Genomic DNA, 11969 nt, shown 5'->3' with positions numbered 1-11969 from the left:
TGTTCGGTGCCAGTTCGCCTCAAGCGGGCCAGGCAGCGCTGAGGATCCAGCCCTCGAGTGGATCCAGGCCGGGCGGCAAGCCATACAGCGGATCACCGGCGGCATGCTGGCGATGTGCCCAGGCCGCCTGCAGCAGGCACAGCACGGCATCCAGGCTGTCGCCACTGGCGTCGTCCACCAGGGCATCACGCTGGGCATGGCTCAGTTTAAGGCGCAGGCCCAGGCGGGTTTGCCCATGCTCCAGCGCGGTGATCAGGTCTTTGCGCGCGATCAGGCGCTCGGGGGTCTGCTTGGCGGGGTCATCGCTTTTGTACGAGCGTTTGCCCAGCAGCTCGCGCGCCAGCAGGCCGGGGTAGGCTTCCAGAGCCACCCGGGTCGGGGCACCAGGGCACGCCGCGGGCTGCCACAAGCCAGGCAATTGCACGCCCGCAGCCAGCAAAGGGGGCACGCCGGCATGCATCATGTAGGCCACAGGGGGGTTGACCCATTTCATCGACGGGCTGGACCCGGCGGGCCCATCCGTGGCACGGTGGGCAAACTTGCCGCCCACGGGGCGGGCATCACAAAAGGCCGCAAACGCGGCCCGGATCTGCTCCCGCGTCAGGCTGGCGTAGTGCGCCATGCAGGCCGCCCAGTCGGTGGGCCAGCCCAGGGTGCTGACCAGCTCGCGCGGCAGCCCGAAAGGCAGGTCGAAGCCCCCTACCCACGCGCGGGGCTCGGCCAGCCAGGCGGCGTAGGCCTCCAGTGTCTGCAGCCGTTCCAGGTGGCTCAGCACCACCCGGCCCGCACGCTCATGCCCCAATGCCAGCAGCACCGGCTTGCGCCGGGTCGGCCGGCTGCTGAAGTCGCAGCCCAGCAGCAACATCGGGGACAGGGGATCCGCCATGTTCAGCCCAGCCCCAGCAGCACCACACCGGCAGCGATCAAAACCGCCCCCCCCACGCGGGCCAGTCGGTCGCCCTCGCCCAGCAGATGCCCGCCGATCAGTGCGGCAAACAACATCGAGACCTCGCGCGCCGGCGCCACATGCGACAAGGGCGCTGTCTGCATCGCATACAACACCAATACATACGAAACCGGGCTGATGGTGGCCACCAGCAGGGCATGCCGCCACTGCAGGCGCCACAGCCGGGCGGCCTCGGGCCGGTCTCGCCAGACCTGGGGAGCCAGAGCGGCCACCCGCACGAAATTGCCCATGTAATCGATCAGCACCGGCGACATCAGCATCACCTTCACGGCATAGCCGTCGACCACGGTGTAGCTGGCAATGAAGGCCCCGGTGAGCAGGCCATACACCAGGCCCAGGCGCACCCGCGCCTGGTGTTCGGCGTCTCGGCCGGCCCGCCACAGGCCAGGCCCGCCCGCCACCAGAAACACCCCCAACACCACACCCAGCAGGCCCAGCCCGCTGGAGGCAGTCAAATGCTCGCCCAGCAGCACCAAAGCCACGGCCGATGACAGCAAGGGCCCGGAGCCGCGCGCCAGCGGGTACACCACCGTGAGGTCGGCCCGCTGGTAGCCGCGCAGCAGCGTGACGTAATAGACCACGTGCAGCAGGCCGCTGATGACGACCAGGCTCCACTCGGCGAGCCCCCAGGCGCCCACCACGCCCCATCCCATCCACAGGCCCACCGGCGCCCACACCCCCATCATCAGGAACGAGGTGAAGAAGGCAAAGCGAGAGTCACCGCCAGCCCGTTTGGCTGCGATGTTCCACAAGGCATGGATGAGGCCGGCCAGCATGACCAGCGAGAAGGACAGAAGGCTCATGACACCGGCCCAGCGCTCCAGGAGCGCCGGGGACACCCGACCGCGCTCAGGCCCGACCGATGATGGAGGCGGTGGCCATCAACTCTTCGAGCAGGGCCAGGGAAACGCGGCCGGACACGGCATAGGGGTCCAGTTCGGGGCGCTCAGAGTATTTGAGCAGGATGGAGGTATTGAGCTTGGACAGGTTCACCAGGCCCATGGTCCAGCCGCCAAAATGGCGTTCAGAGATTTCTTCGTACACCAGCAACTCGACCTGACTGTGACGGGTGTCGCGCAAGATGTGGCCATACAGCTCATTGACGGCGGAGCGGCCGCCCTCGATGGCCTGCAGAAAAATACCGCCGCCGTAACACAGCACCCCCGTGATGCCACAGCCCGGGTTGTGTTGCCGCGACTGGGCCAGGATGGCGTCGATCGCGGCTGGCGAATTGTCAACCACGCGGCTGGCATAGAGCAGACGAACAAGCATGGTCAGTCCTTGCGAGGAATCAGGGAGAGGAATTCACGGCGCAGCGCAGAGTCTTTGAGGAACACGCCACGCATCACCGAGTTGATCATTTTGCTGTCCATTTCGCGCACACCGCGCCAGGACATGCAGAAATGACTGGCCTCCATCACGATGGCCAGGCCATCGGGCTGGGTCTTCTCCTGGATCAGGTCGGCCAGCTGAACCACGGCCTCTTCCTGGATCTGAGGGCGCCCCATCACCCAGTCGACCAGACGGGCGTACTTGGACAGGCCGATCACATTGGTGTGCTCATTGGGCATCACCCCGATCCAGATGCGGCCCATGACCGGGCAGAAATGGTGACTGCAGGCGCTGCGCACGGTGATCGGGCCGACGATCATCAGCTCATTGAGGTGTTCTGCGTTCGGGAACTCGGTGATCGGCGGCGCCGCCACATAGCGGCCCTTGAACACCTCGTTCAGATACATCTTGGCCACCCGGCGGGCGGTGTTGTTGGTGTTGTGATCCCGCTCGGTGTCAATCACCAGGCTGTCGAGCACGCCTTGCATCTTGTGCTCGACTTCGTCGAGCAACTTCTCAAGTTCACCGGGCTGGATGAAGTCGGCGATGTTGTCATTGGCGTTGAAACGCTTGCGCGCTGCGGCCAGTCGCTCACGGATTTTCAGCGAGACGGGGGTGCCCTCGTCCGGGTTGATTGGGTTCATTGCGGCTTGTACTCTGTCCAAACAGCCAAGGATGGTAACAGCGATTGAATTTTGGGGTTTATGGGCTGATAGCCACTGCAGCGCAAGGGTTTCAAGCTACACAATGAATAGCACTGAAGCCCTGTTGAACGGGCCTGGGCTCAGTAGCGGTAGCCCGTCAGCCACAAGGCCAGCCGCATCAAACCAAAGGCCAGCCTGTCCAGCACCCGCAAATGCCAGGGGCGCTGGGCCAGTAACTCAGGCTGGACCAGGCGCCCAGCCTGCCGCATGGCGGCCTGCAAGGACCGGCGCAAGCCGGCCGCAAACTCGCGGTCATCAATGACCACATTGGCTTCGCGCGCCAGCAACAGGCTCAAGGGGTCGAGATTGGACGAGCCGACCGTGCTCCAACTGCCGTCCACCACCGCCACCTTGGCATGCAGAAAGCTGGGTTCGTACTCGTGGATCTCCACGCCCGCGGCCAGCAGGGGACCGTACACCGGGCGCGCCGCATGGTGTTGCATGAAACTCTCATAGCGCCCTTGCAGCAGCAGCTGCACCCGCACGCCACGCTGCGCGGCCATCACCAGGGCACGGCGCAACTTTCGCCCTGGCAGAAAGTACGCATTTGCAATCAACACCTCTTCGCGCGCCGACCCGATGGCGCGCAGGTACGCCTTTTCGATGCGCGCGCGATGGCGCAGGTTGTCACGCAGCACCAGGGCCGCGCGCAGGCCCTGTGGCGCGCTGCGCAGCGCGCCCGGGGCGGGTGCCGGCAAACCCTGACGCCAGGCCTCCAGGGCATGCGGCAGCCGCCGCGACCGGATTGCCCGGGCGGCCTCCAGCCGCCACCACAACCGGGACATGGTGTCCACGGCCTCCGCCACCACCGGGCCCGACAGGCTCACGGCCAGGTCAAAGCGCGGCTGCCTGAGCGGCCCATGGTGCGGGTCGTACCAGTCGTCCAGCACATTGATGCCGCCGCAGAACAGGCGTTCCCCATCCAGCACACACAGCTTGCGGTGCAGGCGGCGCCAGCGGTTGGGGATCAACAGGCCGCCCGGTCCCAGGGGGGAAAAGACGCGCCACTGCACGCCCGCAGCCTGCCAGCGCTGCAGCCACAGCGCGGGCATGGCATCGGTGCCCACACCGTCCACCACCACACGCACCGCCACGCCACGCTGTGCCGCCCGCTCCAGGGCCTGGGCAACGCCTTGTGCACTGCCCGTGAAATCGAAGATGTAGGTCTCCAGCCAGATGCTGTGGCGACTGGCGTCCATGCCTGAGATCAGCGCCGGAAAAAACTCGGTGCTGCCTTGCAGCAATTGCACCTCATGGCCGGCGCGGTAACTCAAACCATGGGCCCGAGGCATGTCTAGAACCGGAACTCGGTGATCAGGGGCAGATGGTCGGACATGCGTGCCCAGGCCCGCCCGTGTGGCACCTGGGCGCTGATCGGGGCCAGGCCTCGGGCGTAGATGTGGTCCAGTTGGGCCAGGGGCAGGCGCGATGGAAAGGTGGGGTGGCGCGAGGCCTCGAACTCGATCAGGCCATCGTGGCGCAATGTCCTGCTCAGCGAGCCACCAAACTCATTGAAGTCACCCGCCACGATCAGGGGCTCGCTGACCCGCACCTCACGGGCAATGAAGCGGCGCAGCTGGTCAACCTGGCGCACCCGGCTGCCTGGGATCAGGCCCAGGTGCACCACGATCACGTGCAACAGCCGATCGGCCACCTGGATCTCCACATGCAGCAGGCCACGCTGCTCGAAACGGTGGTCAGACATGTCCTCATGCTGATGGTTCACCACGGGCCAGCGGGTGAGCAGGGCATTGCCATGTTCGCCATGGCGGGTAATCGCGTTGGTGCGGTACACCGCCTCGTACCCCTCAGGGGCCAGGTAATCGGCCTGCGGCATGGCAGGCCAACGCGCAAAGTGGCTCTGCTCGCGCCGATGCACCTTGCGCACCTCTTGCAGGCAGACCACATCGGCGTCCAGTTGCTCCACACCATGACCGATGTCATGAATCTCAAGCCTGCGCGTCGGCCCCACGCCTCGCACACCTTTGTGAATGTTCCAGGTGGCTACCCGGAAAACGCCATCTTTGTCCATCCGGGGATTGTGGACCATCCGTCTGGCCGCGAATATGACCGGAATCCGACACACCCTAGGTGATTTTTCTGATTTTCGGATCTGTCGCCCGCTTTACACTGAGCCTGGAGAATATCTGGCTTGTAGCCACTTTCCATTGCACAACACAACATGGCAACAGCCCCACAACGCGACATTGGCGACTGCCTGGCACTGGTCATCGACAGCAATGCCACCTCGCGCAGCATTCTGGCTGGCCAGTTGCGTGACTACGGGGTGGGCAAGGTGGTGCAGTGCAGCCGCGTGCGGGATGCCCGCAACCGGCTGGAACACACGGTCTTCGATTTTGTGCTGTGTGAACAGTATTTTGATGACACCAACGAGTCGGGCCAGACCCTGCTCGATGACCTGCGCCGAGCCCACCTGCTGCCGTTCTCGACGGTGTTCTTCATGGTGACGGCCGAGGCCTCGTACGCGTCGGTGGCCGAAGCTGCAGAATCCGCCCTCGACGGCTACCTGCTCAAGCCCTTCACCCCCGTGGCACTGTTCGACCGGCTCAGTTTGGCCCGCCTGCGCAAGGTGCACCTGATGCCGATCTTCAATGCGATTGAAGACGAGAACTTTGAACTGGCCGCCAGCCTGTGCGTGCAGCGCTTCGAGACCCAGCAGCCCTACTGGCTGTACGCGGCCCGCATCGGTACCGAATTGCTGCTGCGCCTGGGGCGCCACGACGAGGCCCGCACCCTGTTCGAGGCGGTGATTGCCGCCCGTGCCCTGCCCTGGGCCAAGCTGGGCGTGGCCCGAGCCCAGGTCGAGTCAGGCCAGGCCACCCGGGCCATCACCACCTTGATGGGCCTGATCGGTGAAGACGCGAGCTACACCGATGCCTACGACGTGCTCGGACGCGCCCAGGTCGAGGTGGGCAATTTTGCCGAGGCCCTGGAGACCTACCGAACCGCCAGCACGCTGACACCTGACTCGGTCGGGCGGCAGCAGAAGTTCGGCATGATGGCGTTCTACATGGGCGACCGTGTCACCGCCACCAAGGCCCTGGCCCGGGCCACCATCCTGGGCATTGATTCGAAGCTGTTTGACTTTCAATCGATCGTGTTGCTGGCCTTTGCGTATTTTGCGGACAACGACCGCAAGGGCATGGAACGCTGCATGGCCGACTGCGCCCGCATCCTGGAGCGGCACCCTGACAGCCCCCGCGTACGCCGCTTCGTCGAAGTGACGGGTGCGCTGCAGCAGATCCTGCAAAGGCAGTTTGCGCGCGCAGTCGAGATGGTGCGCAACATGGCTGCGCAATTGAGCGCCGTCGACTTTGACTTCGAAGCGTCCTGCAACCTGGCAGGCCTGCTGTCGGTCCTGGCCAACACATCGATCGACCTGTCCGAGGGCAGTGGCTGGATCAAGCAACTGGGCATGCGCTACGCCAACACCCGGGGCCTGAGCGAATTGATGGCCAACGCCTGCCACCTGCACACACCCTATGCGGACACCATCCGCGCGTGCCTGCAAGAAATCAACGGCACCGCCGAACGTGCCATGGGCCTGAGCCTGTCGGGCGATCCGGCCGGTGCAGTGCGCAGCCTGCTGGAACACAGCGAAGCCACCCTGAACGTCAAGCTGCTCGACATGTCGCAGCAGGTGCTGTTGCGCCACCAGGCCCGCATTGCCCAGGCCGAGCCGCTGCAACAACAGATCGACACCTTGCGAAGCCGCTGCGGCACCACCCCGGCTCGGGCCGTGCTGGGTCAGGACAGCGAACGCCAACCCGGCGGAGTGACACTGCGCCTGCGCAAACGTGCTGAAGCCAAAGCCCAGGCGGCCGAGAGCCTGCAAGCCGCCCAAGCGCCAGCAGAGGCGCCACCCAAGCCTCAAGCCGAATCGAAATCAGAGCCCCTGGCGCAGGGCTTGGACGCGCTGCGTCTGCGCCCAGGGCGCTGAGGCCCGGGCTGAAGTCACACCAGGAACCGGGGCAACATCAGACAGGCCTCGGCATTCGACGGGGAGAAACACCGATCCGCCGCCGCCAGCCAGGGCAGCCACTGGCTGGCCGTGTGCTCACGAGGACTCAGGCGCACCGACAAGGGGGTTGGCACGGTCAGCCCCATCACGCGTTCGCGATTGCGCAGCACCCCAGGGGCATAGCGATGCTGCCATTCAGGCCAGATGTCGTAGACATTCTCCAGGCCCCAGTCCCATAACCGATGCCCTGGGGCCAGCGCATCAATCCCGGTTTCCTCCATCACCTCGCGCACGGCAGTGTCGACCCAGCTTTCGCCCATGTGATCCTTGCTGCCGGTGACGGATTGCCAGTGCTCGCCGGCATCGGTGCGCCGGATCAGCAACACCTGCCGGTCGGGCGTATGGATCAGGACCAGCACCGATTCGGGAATCTTGTAGGCGCGCGGCTCAGGCATGGCGATCTCCGAGGCAAGAAAAAAGCGGCCAGGGCTTGCGCCGTGGCCGCTGTGGTCCTGGCAGGCCGCTCGGGGCCGCTCAGGTGATCTGCCGGACTCAGGCGGCGGGCGTGGTGTTGCGCAGGCGGATGTGCAGTTCGCGCAACTGCTTTTCATCCACCGGGCTCGGGGCCTGGGTCAACAGGCACTGGGCACGCTGGGTCTTGGGGAAGGCAATCACGTCGCGGATCGACTCGGCCCCCGTCATCAGCGTCACGATGCGGTCCAGGCCGAAGGCCAGGCCACCGTGCGGGGGAGCACCGTATTGCAGCGCGTCGAGCAGGAAGCCGAACTTCTGCTGAGCTTCCTCAGGGCTGATCTTCAGGGCATCGAACACCTTCTGCTGCACATCGGCGCGGTGGATACGGACCGAGCCGCCACCCATTTCCCAGCCATTGAGCACCATGTCGTAGCCCTTGGAGATGCACTTCTCGGGCGCCGTGACCATCCAGTCCTCATGACCGTCCTTGGGAGCGGTGAAGGGGTGGTGCACCGCATTCCAGCGCTGACCGTCTTCGTCGAACTCGAACATCGGGAAGTCGACCACCCACAGCGGGGCCCAGCGGCTCTCGAACAGGCCATTCTTCTTGCCAAACTCGCTGTGACCGATCTTGATGCGCAGGGCACCGATGGAGTCGTTGACGATCTTTTCCTTGTCGGCCCCGAAGAACAGCAGGTCACCGTCCTGAGCGCCGGTGCGTGCCAGGATCTCGGCGATGGCCTTGTCGTGCAGGTTCTTGACGATGGGGCTTTGCAGGCCGTCACGGCCCTTGCTCAGGTCGTTGACCTTGATCCAGGCCAGGCCCTTGGCGCCATAGATCTTGACGAACTCGGTGTAGCTGTCGATCTCACCGCGCGACAGGCCGGTACCTTCCTTGGCACCGCCCGGCACACGCAGAGCCACCACACGGCCACCCTTGGTGGTGGCGGGGGTGGAGAACACCTTGAAATCGACATCGGCCATCACGTCAGTCAGCTCGGTGAATTCGAGCTTGACGCGCAGATCGGGCTTGTCAGAGCCGAAACGGAAGGCCGCATCCTGGTAGGTCATGACCGGGAACTCGCCCAGGTCCACACCCAGGGTGTTCTGGAACACGGTCTTGATCATGCCCTGGAACATGTCACGGATGTCCTGCTCTTCCATGAACGATGTTTCGATATCGATCTGCGTGAATTCGGGCTGGCGGTCAGCGCGCAGGTCTTCGTCACGGAAGCACTTGGTGATCTGGTAGTAGCGGTCAAAGCCCGCCACCATCAGCAGCTGCTTGAACAACTGGGGCGACTGGGGCAGCGCAAAGAACTGGCCGTCATGCACACGGCTGGGCACCAGATAGTCACGCGCGCCTTCGGGCGTGGACTTGGTCAGCATCGGCGTTTCGATGTCGATGAAGCCATTGGCATCCAGGAACTTGCGCACTTCCATGGCCACGCGGTAGCGCAGCATCAGGTTGTTCTGCATGTACGGGCGGCGCAGGTCCAGCACGCGGTGGGTCAGGCGAGTGGTCTCGCTGAGGTTGTCCTCATCGATCTGGAAGGGAGGCGTGACCGAGGGGTTGAGCACCTTGAGCTCATGGCACAGCACTTCGATCTGGCCGCTCTTGAGCTTGTCGTTGGTCGTGCCATCCGGGCGGGCACGCACCACACCCTTGACCTGCACGCAGAACTCATTGCGCACTTCTTCGGCAACCTTGAACATCTCGGCACGGTCCGGGTCGCAGACCACTTGCACATACCCTTCGCGGTCACGCAGGTCGATGAAGATCACACCACCGTGGTCACGACGACGATTGACCCAGCCCGACAAGGTAACGGTTTGGCCCAGCAGGGCTTCGGTCACGAGACCGCAATAGTGTGAACGCATAGCCATAAGAAACATCCAGCGCCAGCAGGCGCATTACTGAGAAGATTGAGAGAGGATGGCCGGGCCCGCAGGAGCGACCACGCCCATGGAAACGATGTACTTGAGCGCCTCGTCCACGCTCATGTCGAGTTCGATGCAGTCACTGCGCCGCAACATGACGAAATACCCCCCCGTGGGGTTCGGCGTGGTGGGCACATAAACGCTGAGGAAGTCGTCCTTGAGGTAGGTGAGCACATCACCGCCAGGCGTACCCGTGACGAACGCCACGGTCCAGACGCCGTCACGCGGCCACTGGATCAGAACGGCCTTGCGGAATGCATTGCCGCTTTCCGAAAACAGCGTGTCCGAGACCTGCTTGACGCTGGAATAGATCGAACGTACCACCGGGATGCGGTGCACGATGGCGTCGCCCAGCTTGACGAGCTTGCGGCCCAGAAAGTTGCTGGCAACGGCGCCCACCACCAACAGGATGAGCAGCGTGAGCACCACCCCGAAGCCCGGGATGTGGAAGCCCAGCAACTCATCTGGCCGCCATTTCTGGGGCAGGATGAGCAGGGTCTGATCCAGGGTGCCGATGATCCAGTCAAGCACCCAGATGGTGATGGCCACCGGCACGATGACCAACAGACCCGCGAACAACCATTTGCGCATGGCAGCCATGGGGGAGGCCATCAGTGACAGGCGCAACCGCCGCCGCACGAACCACCCGAGGCGGTGGGGGCAGCGTCAGACTTGGCCGTGCTGGCAGACGATGACTCGGCCGGCGCGCTGGAAGTACCCGCTTCTGCGCCCGAGGCCGGGGCTGCTGCTGGGGCACTGGTGCCTGCGCTGGCACCGTTTCCGCCGCTGTTGCCACCCCTGAAATCAGTCACATACCAGCCCGAGCCCTTGAGCTGGAAACCGGCCGCCGTGATCTGTTTGCGGAAGGCCGAAGCATGGCAGGCGGGGCATTCCGTCAGCGGAGCGTCGGAGATTTTTTGCAAGACGTCTTTGCTGTGCCCGCAGGACTCGCATTTGTAGGCGTAGATTGGCATGGCTTTCTGAGCTTGGAAGGGGGTTGCAAAACCCTCAATTATAGGCGGGCGGTCATTCTGCAAGAGGCGCCCGGTCGATGTGCATGGGTTCCCAGGTCTCAAAGGCCCGGCAAGGCGTGGTGCGCAGCATGGCTGTTGCGGATGGCCTGCGGCCCCAGCGAACCAATCAGCATGCCCACCAGCGCGGCCACAAAGCCGGCCAACTGGGCCGGCACCTCTTCCCCGGCCGGGGTCATGATGAACAGCAGCCAGCACAAAATGCCGAGCACGATCGAGAACAGTGCCCCCTGGGTGGTGGCCCGTTTCCAGTACAGCCCGGCCGTCAAGGGCACGATGGCCCCCACCAAGGTGACCTGGTAGGCGCCCGACACCATCTCATAGATGGGCTTGTCCTTGGACAGAATGGCATAGGTGCACACAAAGACGCTGAAGATCAGCACGGTGATGCGCATGGTGCGCAGCTCCTGCCGGTCACTCTGGCGCGGAAAGAACTGACGCCAGATGTTCTCCACAAAAGTGACCGAGGGCGCCAGCAAGGTGGCCGAGGCAGTGCTTTTGATCGCCGACAGCAAGGCACCAAAAAACAGCACCTGCATCACAAAAGGCATGTGCGTGCGCACCAGGGTGGGCAAAATCATCTGGCTGTCCACCTTGCGGCCGGTGGACAACAGTTGCCCCGTGGTCTCGGGCATGATGATCAAGGCGCTGGTGACCAGGAACATGGGCACGAAGGCAAACAAGATGTAGCAGATGCCACCGATCACCGGGCCCCGGGTGGCAGCCCGCTCGTCCTTGGCCGACATCACCCGCTGGAACACGTCCTGCTGCGGGATCGAGCCCAGCATCATGGTCATGCCGGCACCGATGAAAAACAGGATGTCCTTGAACTGCATGGGCGGCCAGAAGGCGAACAGGTCCTTTTCCTGGGCGTAGGCCAGCACCTTGTCCACCCCACCCGCCTGCTGTCCGGCAAACACGGCGAGGATCAGCAACCCGCAGACCAGGATGATCATCTGGATGAAATCCGTCACCGCCACCGACCACATGCCACCGAACAGGGTATAGGCCAGGATGGAGGCCGTGCCGATCAACATGCCGACCGGTTGCGAGATGGCGCCTTCGGACAACACATTGAAGACCAGCCCCAGGGCCGTGACCTGGGCCGCCACCCAGCCCAGGTAGCTGAGAAGGATGATCAGCGAGCAAAGGATCTCGACCACCCGGCCATACCGTTCGCGGTAATAGTCGCTGATGGTGAGCAGCGACATCTTGTACAGCCGCGCCGAGAAGAACAACCCCACCAGGATCAGGCAGAACCCGGCGCCAAACGGGTCTTCGACCACGCCATGCAAGCCCTCCTTGATGAAGGTGGCCGGAATGCCCATCACCGTCTCGGACCCGAACCAGGTCGCAAACGTGGTGGTGACGATCATGAACAGGGGCAGGTGGCGCCCCGCGATCGCGAAATCGGCGGTGTTTTTCACCCGTTTGGCCGCCCACAGGCCGATGGCAATCGTGACGAGCAAGTAGATGATGACCAGGGTCAGCAGCACGGAAACCTCCAGGAAGACGGCGGATTATCCCGAAATCGGGCC

Annotated in this window: 12 protein-coding genes; 1 reads left to right on the top strand and 11 read right to left on the bottom strand. The window is 64.0% G+C overall.

Annotation, left to right across the window (positions count from 1 at the left end; genetic code table 11):
• Positions 1–19 precede the first annotated feature (19 nt).
• From AC07VS_RS01200 to AC07VS_RS01175, 6 genes are all read right to left on the bottom strand, one after another.
• On the bottom strand, positions 20–886 hold the full coding sequence (locus tag AC07VS_RS01200; protein ID WP_492347222.1) for a DUF429 domain-containing protein: 867 nt from the start codon (positions 884–886) through the stop codon (positions 20–22).
• Positions 887–888: 2 nt separating this feature from the next.
• Positions 889–1770, bottom strand: a complete 882-nt coding sequence (locus AC07VS_RS01195) for an EamA family transporter (RefSeq protein WP_494656644.1) — start codon at positions 1768–1770, stop codon at positions 889–891.
• 46 nt (positions 1771–1816) lie between these two features.
• Positions 1817–2239: a BLUF domain-containing protein gene (locus tag AC07VS_RS01190; protein WP_027478319.1), complete on the bottom strand. Its 423-nt coding sequence runs from the start codon at positions 2237–2239 to the stop codon at positions 1817–1819.
• Positions 2240–2241: 2 nt separating this feature from the next.
• Positions 2242–2943 (bottom strand): GTP cyclohydrolase I, encoded by a 702-nt coding sequence (gene folE / locus AC07VS_RS01185; protein WP_492347224.1) that lies wholly within the window; start codon positions 2941–2943, stop codon positions 2242–2244.
• 140 nt (positions 2944–3083) lie between these two features.
• Positions 3084–4295, bottom strand: coding sequence for a cardiolipin synthase ClsB (clsB, locus tag AC07VS_RS01180; protein WP_492347225.1), 1212 nt, complete (start codon positions 4293–4295; stop codon positions 3084–3086).
• A 2-nt stretch (positions 4296–4297) separates the two neighbouring features.
• Complete coding sequence (locus AC07VS_RS01175) at positions 4298–5053, bottom strand: endonuclease/exonuclease/phosphatase family protein (RefSeq protein WP_492347226.1); 756 nt, start codon at positions 5051–5053, stop codon at positions 4298–4300.
• A 132-nt stretch (positions 5054–5185) separates the two neighbouring features.
• Between AC07VS_RS01175 and AC07VS_RS01170 the strand changes: the two genes are divergently transcribed.
• The gene (locus AC07VS_RS01170) at positions 5186–6964 is read left to right on the top strand and encodes a response regulator (RefSeq protein WP_494656641.1); all 1779 of its coding nucleotides are present in this window, start codon (positions 5186–5188) and stop codon (positions 6962–6964) included.
• Positions 6965–6978: 14 nt separating this feature from the next.
• Here AC07VS_RS01170 and nudB read toward each other — a convergent pair whose 3' ends face one another.
• The 5 genes from nudB to AC07VS_RS01145 form a co-directional block, all read right to left on the bottom strand.
• Positions 6979–7440, bottom strand: coding sequence for a dihydroneopterin triphosphate diphosphatase (gene nudB / locus AC07VS_RS01165; RefSeq protein WP_494749983.1), 462 nt, complete (start codon positions 7438–7440; stop codon positions 6979–6981).
• 97 nt (positions 7441–7537) lie between these two features.
• Positions 7538–9346, bottom strand: a complete 1809-nt coding sequence (gene aspS / locus AC07VS_RS01160) for an aspartate--tRNA ligase (protein WP_492347229.1) — start codon at positions 9344–9346, stop codon at positions 7538–7540.
• A 27-nt stretch (positions 9347–9373) separates the two neighbouring features.
• The gene (locus AC07VS_RS01155) at positions 9374–10000 is read right to left on the bottom strand and encodes a DUF502 domain-containing protein (protein WP_027478325.1); all 627 of its coding nucleotides are present in this window, start codon (positions 9998–10000) and stop codon (positions 9374–9376) included.
• Between the two features lie 11 nt (positions 10001–10011).
• Positions 10012–10374 (bottom strand): FmdB family zinc ribbon protein, encoded by a 363-nt coding sequence (locus AC07VS_RS01150; protein WP_494749982.1) that lies wholly within the window; start codon positions 10372–10374, stop codon positions 10012–10014.
• Between the two features lie 98 nt (positions 10375–10472).
• Positions 10473–11927: a high affinity choline transporter 1 gene (locus AC07VS_RS01145; RefSeq protein ID WP_492347232.1), complete on the bottom strand. Its 1455-nt coding sequence runs from the start codon at positions 11925–11927 to the stop codon at positions 10473–10475.
• Positions 11928–11969 lie beyond the last annotated feature (42 nt).

Source organism: Curvibacter sp. GW821-FHT01G03, from assembly GCF_059422285.1.
Note: the sequence above shows the minus strand (reverse complement) of the source record. Positions and strands in the feature narration are given on the sequence as shown.

Coding starts and splice junctions, on each gene's coding strand:
- AC07VS_RS01200 (WP_492347222.1), bottom strand. CDS start 886: ATGGCGGATCCCCTGTCCCCGATGTTGCTGCTGGGCTGCGACTTCAGC.
- AC07VS_RS01195 (WP_494656644.1), bottom strand. CDS start 1,770: ATGAGCCTTCTGTCCTTCTCGCTGGTCATGCTGGCCGGCCTCATCCAT.
- AC07VS_RS01190 (WP_027478319.1), bottom strand. CDS start 2,239: ATGCTTGTTCGTCTGCTCTATGCCAGCCGCGTGGTTGACAATTCGCCA.
- folE (WP_492347224.1), bottom strand. CDS start 2,943: ATGAACCCAATCAACCCGGACGAGGGCACCCCCGTCTCGCTGAAAATC.
- clsB (WP_492347225.1), bottom strand. CDS start 4,295: ATGCCTCGGGCCCATGGTTTGAGTTACCGCGCCGGCCATGAGGTGCAA.
- AC07VS_RS01175 (WP_492347226.1), bottom strand. CDS start 5,053: ATGGTCCACAATCCCCGGATGGACAAAGATGGCGTTTTCCGGGTAGCC.
- AC07VS_RS01170 (WP_494656641.1), top strand. CDS start 5,186: ATGGCAACAGCCCCACAACGCGACATTGGCGACTGCCTGGCACTGGTC.
- nudB (WP_494749983.1), bottom strand. CDS start 7,440: ATGCCTGAGCCGCGCGCCTACAAGATTCCCGAATCGGTGCTGGTCCTG.
- aspS (WP_492347229.1), bottom strand. CDS start 9,346: ATGGCTATGCGTTCACACTATTGCGGTCTCGTGACCGAAGCCCTGCTG.
- AC07VS_RS01155 (WP_027478325.1), bottom strand. CDS start 10,000: ATGGCTGCCATGCGCAAATGGTTGTTCGCGGGTCTGTTGGTCATCGTG.
- AC07VS_RS01150 (WP_494749982.1), bottom strand. CDS start 10,374: ATGCCAATCTACGCCTACAAATGCGAGTCCTGCGGGCACAGCAAAGAC.